We start from the raw sequence: 20,074 nt of genomic DNA, 5'->3' as shown, positions 1-20,074 counted from the left end.
ATGTAAAAAACTTCGGTACTTTTTGTTCTTGCAGGATTCATGCCAAAGATATGTAAGAATAGCAACAAACCGTTACTAAATCCTTTCAAAATGTGATAAAAGAAATTTAAGACACAACAAAAAAAGAAAGCGCCACCAATAAAGCTGCTTTCTTTCTTTGTTTTTGTTAATCTAAATTCTAATGTTTTAGAAATAACTGCTGTTTGGTAAAGAAATACACTTCTTAATACAGAGTCTTCAGCATTTCTAAGAATCTAGAAATCTTTCTAAAGACTTAGAAATGAATATGATATTTTTTCATTTTATTGTATAAAGTAGCTAAAGAAATATCTAAAACTTCTGCTGCTTTCTTTTTTCCCTCAATGTTATTTGGATATTTTCTTAATATTTCCTGAATAAATGCACACTCTTTATCCTGTATAGCTTCTTGCAGTGTTCGACTAGATTTCTCTGTTTTACTTACAATATCTGAAAAGTTTTTTTCATTTTTAATCATAAATTCTGGGAGATGACGAAATACAATATCTGTGTCTTCCGCCATGCATGTTGCATAGTCAATTACATTTTTTAATTCCCTTACGTTGCCAGGCCAATGATAAGATTGAAGAAAACCTAGTGTATATTCGTCAATTTTGTAAGAAGTGTTGGTGGTCGAGTATTTAATAAAAGAATAGACGAGTTCACGTATATCTTCTCTTCTTTTTCTTAAAGGAGGTATCTCTAATTGAATCACGTTAAGTCTATAAAATAAATCTTCTCGAAACTGTTTTTTATTCACAAGCTGCTTTAGATTGCGATGTGTAGCAGCAATAATTCTTACGTCCACTGCACGTTCAGTAGCTTCTCCTACCCTTCGAATCTTTTTCTCTTGTAGGACTCTTAACAACTTAGCCTGAAGATCATACGACATATCTCCAATTTCATCTAAAAATATAGTTCCGTTGTCTGCTATTTCGAATAGTCCAGCCTTCCCGCCTTTTTTAGCATTTGTAAAAGCACCGTCTCCATATCCAAAAAGTTCACTTTCTAACAGAGACGAAGGAATAGCGGCACAATTTACAGGTATAAAAGGACCATGCTTGCGCTCACTTTTATTATGTATAGCCTGTGAAAATAATTCTTTTCCCGTGCCGCTTTCTCCCGTCACAAGAATAGGAAATTGAGATTCTGCTACTTTTTCAGCTATATGAACAACGTGCCTTAACCCTCCGTCCCCACCAATTATTTGTTCAAATGTATACTTTGCTTCATAAATAGAATCCATTCGGTTTTCTAAATTCTTTAGCTTTTCCGTTTGTCTTCTTAACTCTTTTGATAATTTATCAACTTCATTGAGACTTTTACAAACCGATACGGCTCCTGCAAGTTTACCTTCTATTATAATTGGAGCCATGTCCACCATATATTCCCGATTTTTTTCCTTTCGATATACGCCTACTCTGCATTGTTGATCTTTTAGGGTATTTGTTAACTGAGCACCTGGGCGATATTCTATTAGCGGTTTTCCGATAATATCACTTTTTACTCCTGTAATCTTTGTATACTCTGGGTTAATAAATCTAACAATCCCTTTTTTGTCGATAACTAGAATACCATCATTTATCGAATTTATAACTGCATGCCACCAGTTAAACTTTTTAGAGGAGCAGTCGACTTCTATGTGCTCTTGAAATGTATTCTTCACAGTATTATAAGCTCCTTTCTATAATAACTTGAGAGTAGATTCTTGCTTTATTTATAATTATCAACTAATTTTCTCTTTTTTGAAACAGAGTCCGCTCAACTAATTTGAATAATCTGATTTATATAAGTGGATATAAGCTTGCTTCCTCCATTATTAATGTGTAAATTCATTGCACCGTTATTTATATTTACGATGAAACACTCCTCATAAAGAAAACTATATTTCTATTTTCAAAGAGACTTATCACTATAGCAATATCCTTTAAAAAAGCTATCCACTTTCTTCATAAAGGTTACATATTAAAAACACCTAAAGATAGTTTAGGTGTTTTTGAAAGTTTATATTCATCTTTCCTCTAAGCAAAAGCTTAATGGTTATATGACCTTCTTACTCTTTGAAGCCTCTTGTTTTTTTCTCCACATATTTTCCATTTGTTCAAGAGTTCTACCTTTTGTTTCAGGAACAAATTTCCAAACGAATAAAGCAGAAAGTACACTCATTAAACCGTAGAAACCATATGTTAATCCTCCGCTATATTCCATCATCACAGGATACGTAGAGGAAATAAAATAGTTAGCTGCCCACTGAGCAGCTACGGCAATGGCTACAGCACGACCTCTAATTTTATTAGGAAAAATCTCTGAAATGAGCACCCAACAAATTGGTCCCCATGACATCATAAAGGAAGCTGTATAAATAATGATAAATACAAGCGTTCCTATACCAATGATGTTTGAAAAAGCCATGCTTGCTACACCGAACATTCCAATGGCCATTCCGATAGACCCTGTTATTAATAAAGGTTTTCTTCCCAAACGATCAACCGTCAAAATTGCAATTACTGTAAAAATAACGTTTACTAATCCCATAATAATGGTTTGCAGCATAGAAGAACCTTTAGCTGCTCCCATGCTTTCAAAAATACGCGGAGCATAATATAAAGCTACATTGATTCCTACAAATTGTTGAAATACAGAAAGCAGTATACCTACAACGATAACTAATTTTCCATATGCCAATAATTTTTCAGACGAAACATTGGTAGAAATTGTTTGTTTAATATCTTCTAAAATTGCTTTCGCTTCTGAAGATCCATTAATTTTAGTTAGTATGGCTAAAGCTTTTTGATCTTGATTCTGTATAGCTAAGTAGCGAGGCGTTTCAGGAACTAAAAACAAGAGTGCTGCAAAAAGTAAAGCTGGAATAGCTCCTGAAGCAAACATGTATCTCCAACCTACATCATTAATCCATTCTAAGGTTTCCCCATTTGCAATACCCCAATTCACGAAGTAAACGACTAACATTCCAAAAATAATCATAAATTGATTGAACGATACCAATCTGCCGCGAATATCTGCCGGTGCAATTTCTCCTATATAGATCGGACAAATGGCTGATGCTAGGCCAACACCAATCCCACCTATAATGCGGTAGAAGTTAAAAGCTAGTAACAAAGAGAATGTCGGTTCCCCTTTTGTAAAAAATAAAAACTCGGGATAAGAAGCGCCTAACGCTGAGACTATAAAAAGAATAGCTGCTAGTATAAGTGATTGTTTGCGTCCTAGTTTCGTCGCAAAATAACCAGATATCAGTCCTCCAATAATACACCCTATCAAAGCACTTGATACAGTAACACCGTGTGCTAAAGATCCTAATCCTAAGCTGTCAATAAGATACACCTTTAATGATTCTTCAGCTCCAGATATTACAGCTGTATCATATCCAAACAGTAACCCCCCGATAGCGGCAACTAAGGTAATAGAAAAAATATATAATGAGTTTCGATTTTGTTTCATGCGTTGTTAAAAGCAGTTAAGGGTAACAGCAGAAGTTCTATTTCTAACTGAGTTCGCACTTATTTGAATGCGTTTTCAAATTCTTGGAACACAAAAGAAATATTCTTCGTCCATTCAACTAACTGCTCTTATCCTCCCCTCTAATGTACGTATTTTTCTATTGAATCAACTCTTACTACAGCAATTTCTATACTTCCTTTTGTGTCAGGTATATCGATATACAACCATAATCAATTAATACAAGCTACTTTTATATGAAGCTCCTTTTTAAAGCAAGGTTGCATATTTTTCAACCTATTACTTCCTTTTAAATTCGCCTAGCTTTTTACTTAAGCCGTGTGTTTGAGGATATACTTCTTTATATAATTCATAAAGCTGTTTATAGACTTGTACATGTTCTGCGTTAGGATAATATGTTTTCGAAGACGTAATAAATACGTTTGCACACTCTTCCAATGAGTTATACCAGCCACAGCCATAAGCTGCTAGCATGGCTGCTCCTAACGCTGGGCCTTGTTCAGTAGACAACTTTACGATTTTCGCATTAAAAACGTCTGCTTGAATTTGAAGCCAGTGATCGTTTTTTGCTCCCCCGCCGATTGATACAATAGACGTAATTTCCTTTCCGTTTTCTCGAAAAATTTCAATTGATTCATTTAATGAAAACGTAATCCCTTCAATAACTGCCCGCGTAAAGTCTCTCTTTTTATGAGAGGCGTCCATTCCTATAAAACTTCCGCGAATCGTAGCATCTGCATGCGGTGTACGTTCCCCGACTAAGTAAGGGGTAAATAAAAGGCCGTTTGAGCCGATTGGGACATTTTTTAGGTCAGCCAATAATTCTTCAAACGTGACGTTTTTTGCGAAATTGTCCTTAAACCAGCCTAAACTGTGCCCCGCAGATAGCGTAACGCCCATCGTATAAAAGGCATTTTCTTTTCCATGATTAAAATAATGGACTTTTCCATCAAAGTCTCTATCGCTTCGTTCCTCATAAGAAAGAACAACACCCGATGTCCCAATGCTACATAGTGTTTCCCCTGATGATAAAATGCCGGCGCCAATTGCTCCGCAAGCATTATCTGCTCCACCTGCAAATACTTTCGTTGAAGTGGTTAATCCCGTTTTTTGAGAGAACGCTTCACTAATATTGCCTATGCATTCACTAGATTCAACTAGTGGCGGACAAAGATTAATATTGATTCCTGCTAATTGGCAAAGCTCATCATCCCATTTTTTCTTGCTGATGTTTAATAATAATGTACCGGCAGCATCTGAATATTCACTATGAATAAAGCCGGTCATTTTAAAGCGTAAATAATCTTTAGGCAGCATAAATACAGCTGTTTTTTCAAATATAGCCGGTTCATACTCTTTTACCCACAATAACTTAGGAAGAGTAAATCCTTCTAAAGCCTGGTTTTTTGTTATCTTTAAAAGACGTTTTTCTCCAATGACTTTATAGAGATGATGACATTGTTCTGTTGTTCTTGTATCATTCCACAAAATGGCGTTACGTAATAGGTTGTAGTTTTCATCCAGCATCACAAGGCCATGCATTTGTCCAGAATAACTAATTCCTTCTATATCTTCGGGTTTTATATTAGCGTTAGCAATTAATTCACTTAAAGCACTAGCCGTCTGCTGAACCCATTCTTCTGGATTCTGTTCACTATACCCTGTTTTTTCATGAAGGAGAGGATAATTCTTAGAAACCACAGCGCAAATCTTGCCTTTTGTATCAACTAAAACCGTTTTTACGGCGCTTGTTCCTAGATCAATTCCAATTACATATTTCATCTTGATACCTCCGCGTTTATAAACGAGAGTAGAAATTGTTTCTACTCTCGTTTGTCTTTTAAACTTCTAAAATATATTGATTTAAAATGGACTTTAAACGTTCTTGTCTTCCTGATTTATTCGCAATATTCGGATTTTTAAACGCGTACTGCTCCAGTGTATGGAAGTTAGCTTTTCCTTCCACAATCTCAAGCCCAATTCCTTCTTTAAAGCTGCTGTAGCGCTCGTTGATAACATTTTCGAAAACACGATCTTCTACTAATTTATGTGCTACTTTTAACCCTCGAGCAAACGCATCCATTCCTGCTACATGAGCATAGAGTAAATCATCTTGTTCAAAAGAACCTCTGCGTACTTTAGCATCAAAGTTTAATCCTCCGCTGCCCAGCCCTCCATTTTGCAGAATTTCATACATTGCTAGCGTTGTAGAATATAAATCCGTTGGGAATTCATCTGTATCCCAGCCTAAAAGAGGGTCACCTTGGTTTGCATCCACGGACCCTAAGAAGCCTTGTACTCTAGCTACTCGTAATTCGTGTTCAAATGTATGCCCAGCTAACGTTGCGTGGTTAGCTTCTAGATTAAGTTTGAAGTATTTATCTAATCCGTATTGTCTTAAAAATGAAATAGTTGTTGCTGCATCGGTATCATACTGATGTGTTGTAGGTTCTTTAGGTTTAGGCTCAATTAAAAACTGCCCCCTATATCCAATTTCGGTTGCGTAATCTACAGCCATATGCATAAATCTGGCTAAGTTATCTAACTCTAACTGCAAATTTGTGTTAAGCAGTGTTTCATATCCCTCACGGCCGCCCCAGAATACATAATTTTCTGCGCCTAGTTCTTTTGCTGTTTCAAGCCCCTTTTTTACTTGAGCCGCCGCATAAGCAAATACATCTGCATTACAAGAAGTAGCTGCACCATGAACGAACCGGGGATTTGTAAACATATTCGCTGTGTTCCATAATAACTTTACGTTACTTGTTTGCATGTATTCTTTGATCATAGTGACGATAACATCAAGGTTTTTATTTGTTTCTTGCAACGTACTGCCCTCAGGAGCAATGTCTCGATCATGAAATGCGAAGAATGGAACATTTAATGTTTCAAAAAGTTGAAAAGCTGCCTCAACTCTCGCTTTTGCTAAATCCATTCCATCATATCTATCCCAGGATCTTTGCATAGTAGCTGCACCAAAAGGATCCGTACCATCTGCTGTAAACGTGTGCCAGTAAGCAACAGAAAAACGCAGCTGATCTTTCATCGTTTTACCGCCTACTACTTCTTCAGGGTTATAGTATTTAAAAGCTAAAGGATTTTTAGAATCTTTACCTTCGTATAAAACTTTGTTTACGCTTTCAAAATAATTAATTTTATTAGTACTAGTTTGGACCATTTGTCATTTCCCCCTTTGATTTAAGTGAACAAGTTTATCCATCAACTACCTTAATAAAGTTAGTTTGTTTATCCAATAAACTAACTTTATTTCATCATATACAAAATAAATGTCTATTTCAATGTTTTTTTTAGAAAATTTAGTTATAATATTAGGTATGATACTTTTAAATATCTAATTCAAGCTTCATAAAACACTAACTTAGTTCGATAGATAAACAAAGGAGCGGTTATTATTCAAATTGCAGATCAAGCTTTAGTAAAAAAAATGAATCAAAAATTAATATTAGATGAAATTTTAAAGAACTCCCCTGTCTCCAGGGCAACTCTCTCTGAGATTACAGGACTAAACAAGTCTACTGTCTCCTCTCAAGTAAATACACTGCTTGAAAAAGATTTTATTTTTGAAATTGGGACAGGACAATCTAGGGGCGGCAGAAGACCTGTAATGCTTGTTTTTAATAAGAATGCAGGCTACTCGATCGGTATCGATATAGGAGTCGACTACCTTAACGGAATTCTAACCGACTTAGAAGGAAATATTATTCTCGAGAAGACTTCTGACTTTTCTAGTTCTTCCGCTAGTGAAGTAAAAGAGATTTTATTTGCACTTATTCATGATTTTGTAACCCATATGCCTGAGTCCCCTTATGGTCTAGTCGGAATAGGAATTTGTGTTCCAGGCCTTGTAGATCGTCATCAGCAAATTATTTTTATGCCTAACTTAAATTGGAATATCAAAGATTTGCAGCTTTTAATTGAGAATGAGTTTAATGTTCCGGTTTTTGTTGAAAATGAAGCTAATGCAGGAGCATACGGTGAAAAAGTATTTGGTATGACAAAAAACTACGAAAACATCGTTTACATCAGTATTAATGTCGGAATTGGAACTGGACTTGTTATTAACAACGAATTGTATAAGGGTGTTCAGGGTTTTTCTGGGGAAATGGGTCATATGACGATAGATTTTAATGGCCCCAAATGTAGCTGTGGAAATCGAGGCTGTTGGGAATTATATGCTTCTGAAAAAGCGTTACTGGCTTCGCTCTCTCAAAAAGATAAGAATATTTCTCGAAAAGAGATTGTGGAACGCGCAAATAAAAATGATGTAGAAATGTTAAATGCACTTCAAAACTTTGGCTTTTATATCGGAATTGGATTAACCAATATCCTTAATACATTTGATGTAGAAGCTGTTATCTTGAGAAATCATATAATTGAATCTCATCCCATTGTTTTAAATACGATTAAAAACGAAGTTTCTTCTAGAGTTCATTCTCATTTAGACAATAAATGTGAACTATTGCCTTCTTCGTTAGGAAAAAATGCCCCTGCTTTAGGAGCTGTTTCCATCGTTATTGATTCTTTCTTAAGTGTTACCCCTATAAGTTAGTTAAGTGAATACAAAGGTTAGTAAACTATATCACGTTTGATTTTAAGAATGAAGGAGCTATTTTCTATTAAAGGGAAGGAATTTAAACAGTTTTAATAAGAGTATTATGTCTATCTCCACCCTCACCTTTTTCATCCAATGCAGCCAGTCACCTATCATAACGGCAACTGGCTGTTTATATGTTTTATAGGCAACCTTCTCTTTCTTAGACGACGCAGAGCCTTCACTGTTAGTTTAGCTCATATGCTTTTTAAATTATGAAGAATGTCTTGTCAGAGTAGTTACGACTTCCTTATATTCCTCTAGCTCTTTGGTCTGTGCGAGAGTATTGATTTTCTCTAGCGATAAAAGAGAGCTCTGAATAATGAACGTGCGAGGCTCCGTATCATTTTGCAGCAATTCATCCGATATAAACGTAACAAATTCTAGACTTCTCTTTCGTTCTTCTTCATTTGTTAGTTTATTTTCAATCACCCGTTTTAACTTCGCAGTTACACGCGTCAGATCTGTCGAAAAATGACTTTCTGTTTTCTTATTAAATACCGCAGAGTAAACGGAAGGGCTAAATAACTGTTCTTTTTGTTCTGCTACTTCGATTATGATTTCCTCTGTACGCTTCATGCAATAACGGACAATTTGTTCAATAGGTAATGGATAGTTCAGCGCTTTGTTCATTTTAAACATATTGTTAAGCATTCCTTCTAGCAGCACAGCTCCATCAAATAAATAAGGAGAAGTCTTAGACGGAAAAATCTGCTGAAAACGTTCATATATCCAGTTGAATGTTGCAGCTTTTAATTCCTCTATATAATGAAATGTTTTAACTTCATTTAAAACGAGTGTACTTTCAATCATTTCAGGAATTTTGTTTTGCTCTGCAAAGTTCATCATAAAGATCATCTGTTCTTGAAATCCCTTCTGATTATCCCCTCTATATTCAATGACTACTTTTTCTCTTTGTAGAATAAGTGATTCTTGCAGAGACGAAAGTAATGAGATAAGCAGTTCGCTTTTAGATGAGAAATATTTATAAAATGTTCCTTTTGAAATCCCGCTTCTTTCTAATATATCTTGTACCGAAGTGTCTACGTATCCTTTTTCCATAAAAAGCTGGTGCGTATGCCCTAAAATATCTAGCTGTTTTTGATTCATTGCTGTTACTCCTCTGTTTACAATTTACTTTTTATTTAGTATAGCTTATCTGCCTTTTCCTACGTGAATTTTATCCTTTTTCCTTGATAACCAAGTAAAAATAATTATATACTATTAGTACATTTTTATACTAATTGTATAAAAATGTACTAATAGTATAGGTTATTCGACAAAGTAACTATTTATCTAGCAAGTGACAACTACTGAGCGCTATGTAGCTAGTAAATTCCAAATCTATACCTATTCTGAAGGAGGAATAAGATCACATGAACAAAGAAGTCATTCCCGTTACAGAAATTCCAAAATTTCAATCACGTGCAGAAGAGTTTTTCCCTATCCAATGGTATAAAGAAATGTTGAACAACTCCCCTGTTTATTTTCATGAAGAAACAAACACATGGAATGTATTCCAATACGAACATGTTAAACAAGTCTTGAGCAACTACGATTTTTTTTCAAGCGATGGACAGAGAACCACTATTTTTGTTGGAGATAATAGTAAGAAAAAAAGCACATCTCCAATCACCAACCTTACAAACTTAGATCCTCCTGACCACCGGAAAGCGCGATCTTTGCTTGCTGCAGCCTTTACTCCTCGCAGTTTAAAGAACTGGGAACCGCGAATCAAACAAATTGCAGCAGACCTTGTAGAAGCGATACAAAAGAATTCAACTATTAATATTGTGGACGATTTATCTTCTCCTTTTCCTAGTCTAGTTATAGCAGATCTATTCGGCGTACCGGTAAAAGACCGATATCAGTTTAAAAAATGGGTAGACATTCTGTTTCAGCCTTATGACCAAGAAAGATTAGAAGAGATTGAACAAGAAAAGCAACGTGCAGGAGCTGAATATTTTCAATACCTCTACCCGATTGTCATTGAAAAGCGCTCCAACCTTTCTGATGATATTATCTCAGACTTAATTCAAGCTGAAGTTGATGGTGAAACATTCACAGATGAAGAAATTGTACACGCTACCATGTTGCTTCTAGGTGCAGGCGTTGAAACCACAAGTCACGCCATTGCAAATATGTTTTATTCTTTTTTATATGACGACAAGTCGTTATACAGCGAGCTGAGAAACAATAGAGAATTAGCTCCAAAAGCAGTAGAAGAAATGCTTCGATATCGGTTTCATATCTCCAGACGAGATCGCACGGTTAAACAAGATAACGAGCTATTAGGCGTTAAGCTAAAAAAAGGAGATGTCGTTATTGCGTGGATGAGTGCATGTAATATGGATGAAACTATGTTTGAAAACCCTTTTTCTGTAGACATTCATCGTCCAACTAATAAAAAGCACTTAACATTCGGAAACGGACCTCATTTTTGTTTGGGCGCCCCTCTTGCCCGACTTGAAATGAAAATTATTTTAGAAGCATTTTTAGAGGCCTTTTCTCATATTGAACCATTTGAAGACTTTGAGTTAGAACCGCATTTAACAGCTTCAGCTACGGGTCAATCTTTAACATACTTGCCCATGACGGTGTACAGATAAAGTTTAGGTGCATGACAAAGCAGAGAAACGTGAAAGAGGTTTATCTTCTCTCATGTTTCTCTTTTATTTTATTATCTCGTTTAACTACTTATGTACCAAGTTTAGGAGGGCTTTAATACGATTTAAAGCTGACAGTACCGAAATATAAGTGGCGATGAGCTGGTTAACGAAATATCAGCTATTGCCTTCTCTGCCTTAGTACATCTTCTATAAAATAGTGATACAAATAATTAATAAGAGCAGTGGTAATCGAGATGAGAAAAAGTTGAAAGCGAGTCATGTTTACCATTTTGTATACCTTCAGTTTTTCTGCCAGACTGGTCAAAGGATAAGCAAATAGATAGTCAAACAGGACGTTAATTAACAAATATTTTTTGAAATTCCCATAGGTCAGTTTGAATACCCAAAAATTAGCTATAAAAAACGGTCCAAATATAAAAGAAACGTCGCTTGAAAGTTTAGGGAAAAGAGGTTTCTTCACTTTCCACCATGTAAAGCTTTTAGATAACTCACTGATAAAAGCAATAACTAATGAACTAAATGTCAAAACAGGTAGGTATCTTTTAAAGCCAAATTTATCAACTTTTACTATAGACAGCCAAGGCAATAAAAGTACTGCCAAAAGCGTTAACTTTCCTTTCATTATGTACCCAACTCCTGCCGTTACGAAAATCTAAGCTAAATCATATTCTCTTTAGTTTGTGTAATAGGCTCTTTTTTATGTGTTTATTACACTGCGTTAGTTCTTTTATTCACCTTTTATTACAAGATTTTTTGCTTTCAGGAAATTATTGATTCTCATATTCTGCATGTGCATGGAGAAAATACGGAGGTGAATGTTTAAAAGGAGGAATTAAAAATGACTACAGTACGTGAAGTTATGACTAAAGATGTGAAAGCTTGTGCACCGCACGACCCAATAACAGCAGCTGCAAAATTAATGCGTGATATTAATTGTGGCTCTGTGCCAGTGTGTCAAGAAAATCGAGTAATGGGAATGATCACAGACCGTGATATCGTGTTAAATTGCGTGGCGGATGGAAAAGATTGCAACACTGTGCATTGCCATGATTGCATGACTAAAGATGTAATTACTTGTTCTCCGGATACGGATATTCATGAGTGTGCACGTATGATGGCTGACCATCAAATTCGCCGCATTATTGTAGTGGAGAATAATAATATGGTTGGAATCTGTGCAATCGGCGACCTTGCGACAGTAAACGTATATGTTGATGAAGCCGGTGCAGCATTAAGCGAAATTTCTAATCAAGTTCATTAAAACTTTTTAGCATATAAATCCTTAATGCTTGTACAAAATAACCTTGTCTGCAAGGAGGTGCTAATATGCCAAATTTAAACGATAACAAATTTAAAAAGATTCAGTCTGAGAGTCAAAAGCAAGGAAAGTCTCAAGAGGAATATGCGGCTGAGCTTGACGCTAATCGCGCAAAAAGCCAAAAGAAAAAATAACAATAAAAAAGGATTACAATCGGCAGAGGCTCGTTTGTAATCCTTTTTATCATCCCGCTTTGTTACAGGCTGCCATCAGTTATAAATGTATAGTGAGTATATGCCTTATACTTCTCACCGGGCTTTAATACACAAGAAGGAAAATGCTTATGATGAATAGCGTCTGGCAAACCTTGTGTTTCTAAGCAAACACCGAGGTATTTCTCTGAGTGAACCCCTCTAATTTCGAACTCTTCGTCTAGATGATTTCCCGTATAGAGAACGACTGAAGGCTGATCCGTTTTGACTTCTATTTTGCGGCCGCTTGCAGGATCAAATAATGACATCTGATTTTCAGCTTCTGCTTCTAAAAGAAATGGATGGTCGAACCCTTTACCCACTAATATATTTTGCGGATGTGCAGAGTCCACACCTTCCTTGAGACTATGTCCTTCTCTAAAGTCAAATGGGGTATCTGTGACGTTTAACACTTCTCCAGTAGGTAAAAGATCATCATTTAACTCTAAGAATTCGTTACTTTTCATCTTCAAAACATGATCTAAGACCGTTTCTTTTAGATTTCCGCTTAAATTGAAATACGTATGATTTGTTAAATTGATAAGAGTGTCTTGATCTGTTGTTCCTTCATAAGAAATATGGAACTCATTTTTATTCGTTAATGTATACGTAACTTTCACTTCAAGGTTGCCGGGATACCCTTCTTCTCCGTCTTTACTTACATATGTAAATTCAACACCTACATGATCAGTTGTCTCAATAGTTTTGGCATTCCATATTTTATGACTGAATCCTTCTTTTCCACCATGCAAATGATTGTTTCCTTCATTTTTCTCTAGACGATAGGTTTCATTATTAAGCTCAAACGATGCTCCACCTATACGCCCTGCTACGCGTCCGACCACAGCTCCGAAATAAGGAGAATACTTTTGGTATTCTTCTATTGAATCAAATCCCAATACAACACTTTCAATCTTCCCTTTAGAATCCGGCATTTCAATATTTGATATTACACATCCATAGTCAAGGCAGGTGATTTTAAGCCCTTCATCATTTAATAAGGTATAAGCATGTACAGCTTGATTGTTTAGTTCGCCAAATTTCTCTGAGTTCACTTTCACTTTTAATCAGTCCAATCCTCTTTTTATTCGTAAATTGCTTAACGGACCCTACATGTTATAAACATCGGATATGTTGTTATAGTTCCCTCTGCAATCCTTCCTGAATCTTCATTATTCTCATTTTATTGTAATCGTGTACATTTCTTAATTCAAGCTTGAATGATAAAGGCTGGCCACTGTGTGTCATTGCTATTTCTTTAGTATTCCTAAGTATTCTTCCCAAGGTCCTACATCTTCTCTATATCGTTCTGCCATTACTCGAACAATTTGCGCAATATGGGTTAAATCATGAGCAACCCAAGTCGAGAGCAGCTCTCTGACTTTTACTTCCCCAAACTCAGGGTGTTCTCCTCTCACTTCAAGGTGCTTTTCATGCTTAACTAGCAGCTTTAGTTGATGTAAATTCTGTATTCTTACCTTTTTGAATTCAAGAAGCTTCTCTTCAATAGAATTAGCAGATTCCTTGTTTAAATGGGCATAGCGGTCAAACGGAGGAAAAGCTCCCTCTTTTCCTTCTTGAAGGATGAATTCTAGCCTTGGTATCCAATTGTTTTTTTCTGCTTCTATTAAATGTTCTATGACTTCGGAGGTATTCCACGTTCCTTCTCCTTCATTGCATTGCAGCCACCCTGCAGATAGACCAGACAAAAGTTTTTCAAGCGTTTGTGGCGTATGCTCAAGTATTTCAATCGCTTCTTTTAAATTAAAATTCATGTAAATTCCCCTTTCGACAAATATGACTTTTAACGTAATAATAAGAGCTGTCAGTTATGTGAAAATTCTTTCGATTATAGTCAATTTTACCACAATTGACTGCTATTAAAGGAAGAAGCTAATCCTCTACTTACTTTAAGATTTACTAAAACAAAAGAAGAACACATGTTTGGTTTTTGTTTAGAAATATGATAAAATATACATAGGCTAGAACGCAGTGAGTATCAGTCTGGATGGGTACTGCTCATTGGTAAAATAGATTGCTAGCGACTTTTTCATCTTGAGCTTTCCGTTTGAATTGGAGTGAGACAACAGTGAGTAAAAATCAAAAGCAATGGACACAAGAAGAAGATAGATTTCTCATTGAACATTACGGCGTGATGACGCTTCAAAAAATGGGTGAGCATTTACATAGAAGCAAAGAATCAGTTAACAAACGGCTTACTCGATTAAATCTTCGTGATTCAGATACAGCTTTACGTAAAAAATGGACGCTTGAACAAGATGCTTTTTTACAGGAGAACATTGATCTCATGAATAACCGTGAAATGGCACACTCCTTAGGCAGAAGTCCTTCTTCTATTGCTACGCGCATAAAAGTTTTGGGACTAACACGAAAAACTGCGATGCGAAGATGGACAGTACAAGAAGACGAATATTTGCTAAGGTATTACGGAGTAAAATCCCTTTCGCGCATATCAGCGAAATTGCAGCGAAGTGTGCAAGCACTAGAATCGAGGTTAAGTCGTTTAGAGGTGTATGGAGCTAAATCACACGTAGGACATATTACAGCGTGTGAATTAGCAGCCTGCCTTGAAGCAGATGTTCATACAATTTACAAGTGGATTCATAAAGAGAATCTACCGTATAAAATGATCATCGCCAAGACAAGAACATTCATGGGAATTGACATTCAATCTTTTTGGAAGTGGGCTGAACAAAATAAATCGTGCCTTAACTTTTTTAAAATACCTAAAAATACGCTTATTCCAGAACCAGCGTGGGTGGAGGAACAAAGAAAGCTAGACTATGTAAAGCGCCCTAAATATGAGCATAAAAAGTGGACAGCAGAAGAAGATGCCAGGTTGTGGGGTATGTTCTATCAGGAAAAGCGCAATCAGCGAGAAATTGGAGAGTTGCTCGGGCGTTCGAGAAATAGCGTGCAGCGACGCTTAGAGCGTTTACGTAAAAAGAAACTAGCTAGTTAAAATAAAAACAGCTTGGAGTAAGCATAGCTTATTCCAAGCTGTTTTTATTGATATGATTTTTTGTTAAGCTTTAACTGCTTTTTTCCAATCTGCTGCAAATTTTTCCATTCCTTGGTCAGTTAACGGGTGTTTTGCTAATTGCTCAATAACAGCGTATGGAATTGTGGCAATATGAGCCCCTGCAAGTGCTACGCGCGTTACATGATCCGGATGTCTTACAGATGCGGCGATAATTTGAGAGTCGATGTTTTGAACGCGGAATAACTCAGCAATTTTAGATACTAGCTGTACCCCGTCTTCTGAAATATCATCAAGACGTCCTAAAAATGGAGAAACATACGTCGCTCCAGCACGAGCTGCTAAAAGTGCTTGGTTTACTGTAAAGATTAGGGTTACATTTGTTTTTACGCCTTTTTTTGCAAGATAGCGCGTCGCTTCCAAGCCAGCCAATGTCATAGGCAGCTTAATCGTAATATTTTTATCTCCGTCGTTAATTTTAATCAGTTCTTCTGCTTGAGCGATCATGTCTTCAGCAGAAAGTGCGTCAGGCGTTACCTCAGCGGAAACGGATTCAACTTCCGGTACCATTTGAAGGATTTCTTCGATGCGGTCTTCAAATCTTACGCCTTCTTTTGCTACTAAAGATGGATTGGTTGTCACACCAGCTAGAACACCTACTTTGTATGCTTTCTTAATATCCTCAAGGTTTGCTGTATCAATAAAAAATTTCATCTCACTATTCCTCCTTATTGTTATACATCAATCTGCATTTCAACTTGCTTGAGCTATAGCCTAGCCAATTTGCTGCAGGGCATATAGATTTTCTATAGAAGCGTTTTCAATCTCTTTTGCAGTTAATACCTTTAATTTTTCTAAAAATTGTATAGCGTCCACTCGGTCTTCAATGTCTTCTTCTGTACGAATATTCTCCGTTTTAATCTGATGGATACATTCGTTGATGACTTCTTTGTACGCATTCGTTTGGATAAACCATTCTGCTAACAGCGTTTTTGTTGCTTCTCTTTCTTCTTCACTTTTAACTGCAAACAAACTCTCTGTTTCCGTTTCACTCAGCATAAAGCTGCTAAAATCGTGATTCATACAAAGCCAAAAATAACCTTTTTGGCTATCGTAATACTTTCCTTCTCTTAAAAGAAAATACTTGATTCCAAATTTAATTTTATGAGATTGGTTCTCTGAACTAGGCATATGAATTTCTTTTATTTCTACGCTTTCTGACACATCTAGATATGTTTCTAAACCGTACTTTGTATTCACTACTTTTGCATCCAATATGTCCATCCTCATTCTCCTTTTCTCAAATTCTATTTATTTTTATAAAAACAGAGGTCTGATTTTATGTAATAACGAATCCCATTTTTGTGGATGTTTTTCTTAACCAACCGACATGTTTTACTGTTTACGCTTTCATTATATATCAGATTATTCGAAAAATCATCAAAAACAATCAAATTCATTCAAAAAAAGTCATAAAAACGTAAAAAATAGTCAAAAAAGGTCATTGTTCATTAAAAATAGATGAACTTTTACGTTGATTGCGTGCTTCAATGTTTCTTAAGGGAATTACCTTTTCCAAAAAAACCACTTTTATTACATACCCTTTCTGGAAAAATATACTCATTCGTTTCACCGTTTTTTCACTTTAACATGATATCCTGTAGTATACTTTTGTTTCACGTGCTAATTCCCATGATTTTTTACTATTTAAGGTTATTCATTTTTATTAGTGGGAAAGTTACATAAATACAACACGTTATAGGGGGACTTTAACATGGATAAGAGAATTGAAACATTAAAAGAAAAGCTGCCTGATAATCATAAGGAGGTTGCTGTTCTGACCTCTCATATTTTTGATGCGCTTGATAAATTAACAACTGAACATCGCAGATATGTTGATATTTCGGCAGCAGCCAAAATAAAGCCGAATCCGGATGAAGAGAAAGCTTTTTTTGATACCATTTATCAAGTGAAAACACTCATTATGTCAGAGCTTGAAAAAACCGTTGAGGATATCGAGCATAAAGGTGATAAAAACTGGCATAAGAACTATAAAGATGGAATCGAGTGATAGGTAAATAAAACGTTTAAAAGCCTGTGCTTTTTGGAGCACAGGCTTTTTCCTTTGAGATTCTCTACACTCTACTGGCTTGATTTGGAGAGCTCTTGGAATTCAATCATTGAAGATTTAATACCGTTACTTTTTCACGAGTCATCGATTCAATACTTTTACGAATGCCTTGAGCGCCCATACCAGATCCTTTTACGCCGATAAAAGGAAAATGATCAGGACCGCGTTCCGTGCGGCCGTTGATTTGAACGGATCCGACTTCAATTTTATTTGCAATTGAGAAGGCTTTATTAATATCTTTTGTAAAAACACTTGCTTGTAAGCCAAATTCTGATTCGTTTGCTATATCAACGGCTTCTTGATCAGAAGAGACGCGGATAATTGGTAACACAGGACCGAATGGTTCTTCCCATGCCACGCGCATAGTATCATTCACGTCATCTAAAAGCGTAGGATAGATAAGGTTTCCTTCACGCTTGTTTCCAGTCACAACTTCTGCACCTTTTCCGAGCGCGTCTGCAATTAAAATCTGAATAAAGTCCGCTGCTTTGCTATCAATTAATGGAACGATCGTACATCCATCTTCAGGAGAACCGACTGATAGTTTATGTACTTCTTCTTTTAAAATATTTACGAGCTCGTTTGCCACTTTTTCATGCACAAGTACACGTTTAATAGCTGTACAGCGCTGACCGGAATAAGAAAATGCTCCGCTTATAATATGTTTTGCTGCTTCTTGTAAATCTGCATCTTCACATACAATACCCGGGTCTTTTCCTCCAAGTTCTAGTACAAGAGGAATCATGCCTGCCTTTTTAGCTAATTGAGTACCCGTATTTGTTCCCCCGGTAAATGAAATCATGTTAATGCCTTTATGTTCAACTAAATAATCCCCAATAACAGATCCGCGGCCCGTTACGACGTTTACAAGACCTTGTGGAATACCTGCTTGATGAAGAGCTTCAATCATCTTAATACCGCTGATCGCTCCTTGCGTTGCGGGTTTGAAGATAACTGCATTTCCTGAAATAAGCGCAGGCGCCAGTTTAGCAGCTGCTAAATTTACCGGATAATTAAAAGGAGGAATTGCGAGTACAACCCCTAAAGGCACGCGTTCAACAATAGCAACTTTAGACTTAGAACCGCCAGGAAAACTATCTCCCTTCATGCTTTCTCCGTTCATATGAAGGGCTTCTTCAACTGTATAGCGAATGAAATCTGCTGTGCGCACTACTTCATTCCTTGCATCTTTTAAGCTTTTTCCAACTTCCTTCATAATAATTTCGGCAATTTCACTCTGCATTCTTACCAGCTCATCCGCCCAGTTGTATAAATACTTGGCACGTTCTTGCAGAGAAATTTCTGCCCACCCTTTCTGAGCTTTTTGCGCGGCATGTACTGCTTCATCGACCTCTTCTTTTGTGATAGCCTGCACTTTTCCAATCACGTCATGACGGTATGGAGAAACAATGTCAATTGTCTGCCCTGATTTACTTTCTTTCCACTCACCGTTAAGATAAAAAGAATAAGTTGATACATTTAATACCGTTGTTGTCATAAAAAGTCCCCCTTAATAAAAGTGAAATTATTATCAAAATTTTCAGTCTTTTTTATGAATGAAAACTCTGTGAATATTTGAGCAAAAAGAATTCTAGATGCATCTATTTCTATAACTTTTTATATCGCTTGTAACTTCCTTAAACTTGTTGCCTTTAAAGCAGCAGCTTTTCTCTTTTCGACTCAAAACCAAAGCATCATATAATTTAATGAATATTTTGTATTTTTAATATATATAAATTTCTTTCATTCGTACAATACAAAAAAGTTATCTCAACGATTAATAATGTTAATGATTTATGTCCCCATACGAAAAAAATTTATAGATTCCTACTTTTTTAGGGAAAATGGGAGTTTTAAGCTCCCTTGATTATATTTATTTTGAGGGAGATATTGAGGAGATGCCCTACTCTTTTTATTCTATGTGTTGAGAAAATAAAATAAGGGTATATAATAAATATAGGAAAATGAAGATAAAAGTAGAATATATATTCTAAAGGGAGGGATTTATTGTGATTGTTACTTTAGGTTTTGCGGCATCAATTATTGCTTTGTTTATGCTTTTTACTAATCGGACGTCCAATATCCCGGAAGAAATAATCCATGAAACAACAAATGTTAATAAAGAAGAGCAGGATATGTATTATATATAAAGCGTCTTAACAGACGCTTTTTTGTTGCGATTTTTACAAAGTCTATAGCGGTTAGAAACGGCCCTCACCTATCATTTATCTTTATTTGTCAGTGCCTGATAGCCATAAATAGTTAAGCAGAAACTAATAAACGAAAAAAAGATATGTTTTGGCTTAAAGTTAACTAACTTAAATAAGTCCAATTTTTGATACAAGTAGCTTAGCGGAAAAGCAAATAGTGAATCCATAAGTAAATTAACGAAAAAAAATCTCTTAAAGCTGCCAAACGTAAAATGAAAGATCCACAGTGTCCCTATCAAAAAGGGGCCAAAAATAAAGCTGCTATCGTTTAAAATTTTTCCTTTCCACCCTCCTTTTACACTCCACCACTTGTAAGGAATAGCTAATGAGCACATTCCAATTACTAAAGATGAGGCAAATAGAGAAGCGGGAAAATAGGTTCTCATTGATTTTTTTGGCATAAAAACAAGGGAAATCCATGGAAGAAACAATTGAAGAATTCTGATGACGTTGGGCATATTAGTAAATTCTCCTTTCTTATGT

At 35.9% G+C, this 20,074-nt stretch carries 19 protein-coding genes; 7 read left to right on the top strand and 12 right to left on the bottom strand.

Annotated features, from left to right (window positions below):
• Positions 1-274: 274 nt before the first annotated feature.
• The 4 genes from BG04_RS20770 to xylA form a co-directional block, all read right to left on the bottom strand.
• Positions 275-1,684, bottom strand: coding sequence for a sigma-54 interaction domain-containing protein (locus tag BG04_RS20770; RefSeq protein ID WP_034652843.1), 1,410 nt, complete (start codon positions 1,682-1,684; stop codon positions 275-277).
• Positions 1,685-2,058: 374 nt separating this feature from the next.
• Positions 2,059-3,480 (bottom strand): D-xylose transporter XylE, encoded by a 1,422-nt coding sequence (xylE, locus tag BG04_RS20765; protein ID WP_034652845.1) that lies wholly within the window; start codon positions 3,478-3,480, stop codon positions 2,059-2,061.
• Positions 3,481-3,777: 297 nt separating this feature from the next.
• Positions 3,778-5,280, bottom strand: coding sequence for a xylulokinase (gene xylB, locus BG04_RS20760; RefSeq protein ID WP_034652846.1), 1,503 nt, complete (start codon positions 5,278-5,280; stop codon positions 3,778-3,780).
• A gap of 58 nt (positions 5,281-5,338) precedes the next feature.
• Entirely contained in the window at positions 5,339-6,676 is a 1,338-nt protein-coding gene (gene xylA / locus BG04_RS20755; RefSeq protein ID WP_034652848.1) for a xylose isomerase, read from the bottom strand.
• 234 nt (positions 6,677-6,910) lie between these two features.
• On the opposite strand from xylA, the gene xylR reads away from it, so the two are divergent.
• On the top strand, positions 6,911-8,068 hold the full coding sequence (gene xylR / locus BG04_RS20750) for a transcriptional repressor XylR (RefSeq protein WP_034652850.1): 1,158 nt from the start codon (positions 6,911-6,913) through the stop codon (positions 8,066-8,068).
• Positions 8,069-8,323: 255 nt separating this feature from the next.
• On the opposite strand, the gene BG04_RS20745 is transcribed toward xylR, so the two are convergent.
• Positions 8,324-9,220 carry a TetR/AcrR family transcriptional regulator gene (locus BG04_RS20745; RefSeq protein WP_034652852.1) on the bottom strand — a complete coding sequence of 299 codons (897 nt, stop codon included), beginning with the start codon at positions 9,218-9,220 and terminating at the stop codon, positions 8,324-8,326.
• 266 nt (positions 9,221-9,486) lie between these two features.
• On the opposite strand from BG04_RS20745, the gene BG04_RS20740 reads away from it, so the two are divergent.
• Entirely contained in the window at positions 9,487-10,719 is a 1,233-nt protein-coding gene (locus tag BG04_RS20740) for a cytochrome P450 (protein ID WP_034652854.1), read from the top strand.
• Between the two features lie 178 nt (positions 10,720-10,897).
• Here BG04_RS20740 and BG04_RS20735 read toward each other — a convergent pair whose 3' ends face one another.
• A complete protein-coding gene (locus BG04_RS20735; RefSeq protein ID WP_034652856.1) occupies positions 10,898-11,362 on the bottom strand; it encodes a hypothetical protein in 465 nt (154 codons plus the stop codon).
• Between the two features lie 216 nt (positions 11,363-11,578).
• Here BG04_RS20735 and BG04_RS20730 point away from each other — a divergent pair, with 216 nt between their 5' ends.
• Both BG04_RS20730 and BG04_RS31695 read left to right on the top strand, forming a co-directional pair.
• Positions 11,579-12,001, top strand: a complete 423-nt coding sequence (locus BG04_RS20730; RefSeq protein WP_016763757.1) for a CBS domain-containing protein — start codon at positions 11,579-11,581, stop codon at positions 11,999-12,001.
• 65 nt (positions 12,002-12,066) lie between these two features.
• Positions 12,067-12,192 carry a hypothetical protein gene (locus BG04_RS31695; RefSeq protein ID WP_013056562.1) on the top strand — a complete coding sequence of 42 codons (126 nt, stop codon included), beginning with the start codon at positions 12,067-12,069 and terminating at the stop codon, positions 12,190-12,192.
• Positions 12,193-12,254: 62 nt separating this feature from the next.
• Here BG04_RS31695 and BG04_RS20725 read toward each other — a convergent pair whose 3' ends face one another.
• Both BG04_RS20725 and BG04_RS20720 read right to left on the bottom strand, forming a co-directional pair.
• Positions 12,255-13,310, bottom strand: coding sequence for an aldose epimerase family protein (locus BG04_RS20725; RefSeq protein ID WP_034652857.1), 1,056 nt, complete (start codon positions 13,308-13,310; stop codon positions 12,255-12,257).
• A gap of 189 nt (positions 13,311-13,499) precedes the next feature.
• Positions 13,500-14,024 carry a DinB family protein gene (locus BG04_RS20720; RefSeq protein ID WP_034652859.1) on the bottom strand — a complete coding sequence of 175 codons (525 nt, stop codon included), beginning with the start codon at positions 14,022-14,024 and terminating at the stop codon, positions 13,500-13,502.
• 314 nt (positions 14,025-14,338) lie between these two features.
• On the opposite strand from BG04_RS20720, the gene BG04_RS20715 reads away from it, so the two are divergent.
• Complete coding sequence (locus tag BG04_RS20715) at positions 14,339-15,232, top strand: hypothetical protein (RefSeq protein ID WP_034652861.1); 894 nt, start codon at positions 14,339-14,341, stop codon at positions 15,230-15,232.
• A gap of 63 nt (positions 15,233-15,295) precedes the next feature.
• Here the strand turns inward: BG04_RS20715 and fsa are convergent, their stop codons facing one another.
• Together fsa and BG04_RS20705 are read right to left on the bottom strand one after the other, a co-directional pair.
• Positions 15,296-15,964, bottom strand: coding sequence for a fructose-6-phosphate aldolase (gene fsa, locus BG04_RS20710; RefSeq protein ID WP_034652863.1), 669 nt, complete (start codon positions 15,962-15,964; stop codon positions 15,296-15,298).
• Positions 15,965-16,024: 60 nt separating this feature from the next.
• The gene (locus BG04_RS20705; protein ID WP_034652865.1) at positions 16,025-16,534 is read right to left on the bottom strand and encodes a hypothetical protein; all 510 of its coding nucleotides are present in this window, start codon (positions 16,532-16,534) and stop codon (positions 16,025-16,027) included.
• A gap of 490 nt (positions 16,535-17,024) precedes the next feature.
• Between BG04_RS20705 and BG04_RS20700 the strand changes: the two genes are divergently transcribed.
• Positions 17,025-17,321, top strand: a complete 297-nt coding sequence (locus BG04_RS20700; RefSeq protein WP_013082749.1) for a hypothetical protein — start codon at positions 17,025-17,027, stop codon at positions 17,319-17,321.
• Positions 17,322-17,427: 106 nt separating this feature from the next.
• On the opposite strand, the gene BG04_RS20695 is transcribed toward BG04_RS20700, so the two are convergent.
• The gene (locus tag BG04_RS20695) at positions 17,428-18,879 is read right to left on the bottom strand and encodes an NADP-dependent glyceraldehyde-3-phosphate dehydrogenase (RefSeq protein ID WP_016763752.1); all 1,452 of its coding nucleotides are present in this window, start codon (positions 18,877-18,879) and stop codon (positions 17,428-17,430) included.
• A gap of 511 nt (positions 18,880-19,390) precedes the next feature.
• On the opposite strand from BG04_RS20695, the gene BG04_RS31080 reads away from it, so the two are divergent.
• Positions 19,391-19,531: a hypothetical protein gene (locus BG04_RS31080; RefSeq protein WP_168797079.1), complete on the top strand. Its 141-nt coding sequence runs from the start codon at positions 19,391-19,393 to the stop codon at positions 19,529-19,531.
• 71 nt (positions 19,532-19,602) lie between these two features.
• Here the strand turns inward: BG04_RS31080 and BG04_RS20690 are convergent, their stop codons facing one another.
• A complete protein-coding gene (locus BG04_RS20690) occupies positions 19,603-20,049 on the bottom strand; it encodes a hypothetical protein (protein WP_016763751.1) in 447 nt (148 codons plus the stop codon).
• Between the last annotated feature and the right edge of the window lie 25 nt (positions 20,050-20,074).

This window comes from Priestia megaterium NBRC 15308 = ATCC 14581 (genome assembly GCF_000832985.1).
Lineage (GTDB): Bacteria > Bacillota > Bacilli > Bacillales > Bacillaceae_H > Priestia > Priestia megaterium.
Note: the sequence above shows the minus strand (reverse complement) of the source record. Positions and strands in the feature narration are given on the sequence as shown.

Excerpts from the sequence above, each read along its gene's own strand:
- xylB (WP_034652846.1), bottom strand. The coding sequence starts at position 5,280 with ATGAAATATGTAATTGGAATTGATCTAGGAACAAGCGCCGTAAAAACG.
- BG04_RS20690 (WP_016763751.1), bottom strand. The coding sequence starts at position 20,049 with ATGCCCAACGTCATCAGAATTCTTCAATTGTTTCTTCCATGGATTTCC.
- BG04_RS20740 (WP_034652854.1), top strand. The coding sequence starts at position 9,487 with ATGAACAAAGAAGTCATTCCCGTTACAGAAATTCCAAAATTTCAATCA.
- BG04_RS20735 (WP_034652856.1), bottom strand. The coding sequence starts at position 11,362 with ATGAAAGGAAAGTTAACGCTTTTGGCAGTACTTTTATTGCCTTGGCTG.
- BG04_RS20730 (WP_016763757.1), top strand. The coding sequence starts at position 11,579 with ATGACTACAGTACGTGAAGTTATGACTAAAGATGTGAAAGCTTGTGCA.
- BG04_RS20745 (WP_034652852.1), bottom strand. The coding sequence starts at position 9,220 with ATGAATCAAAAACAGCTAGATATTTTAGGGCATACGCACCAGCTTTTT.
- BG04_RS20705 (WP_034652865.1), bottom strand. The coding sequence starts at position 16,534 with ATGGACATATTGGATGCAAAAGTAGTGAATACAAAGTACGGTTTAGAA.
- BG04_RS20720 (WP_034652859.1), bottom strand. The coding sequence starts at position 14,024 with ATGAATTTTAATTTAAAAGAAGCGATTGAAATACTTGAGCATACGCCA.
- BG04_RS31695 (WP_013056562.1), top strand. The coding sequence starts at position 12,067 with ATGCCAAATTTAAACGATAACAAATTTAAAAAGATTCAGTCTGAGAGT.
- xylA (WP_034652848.1), bottom strand. The coding sequence starts at position 6,676 with ATGGTCCAAACTAGTACTAATAAAATTAATTATTTTGAAAGCGTAAAC.
- xylE (WP_034652845.1), bottom strand. The coding sequence starts at position 3,480 with ATGAAACAAAATCGAAACTCATTATATATTTTTTCTATTACCTTAGTT.
- BG04_RS20700 (WP_013082749.1), top strand. The coding sequence starts at position 17,025 with ATGGATAAGAGAATTGAAACATTAAAAGAAAAGCTGCCTGATAATCAT.
- BG04_RS20695 (WP_016763752.1), bottom strand. The coding sequence starts at position 18,879 with ATGACAACAACGGTATTAAATGTATCAACTTATTCTTTTTATCTTAAC.
- fsa (WP_034652863.1), bottom strand. The coding sequence starts at position 15,964 with ATGAAATTTTTTATTGATACAGCAAACCTTGAGGATATTAAGAAAGCA.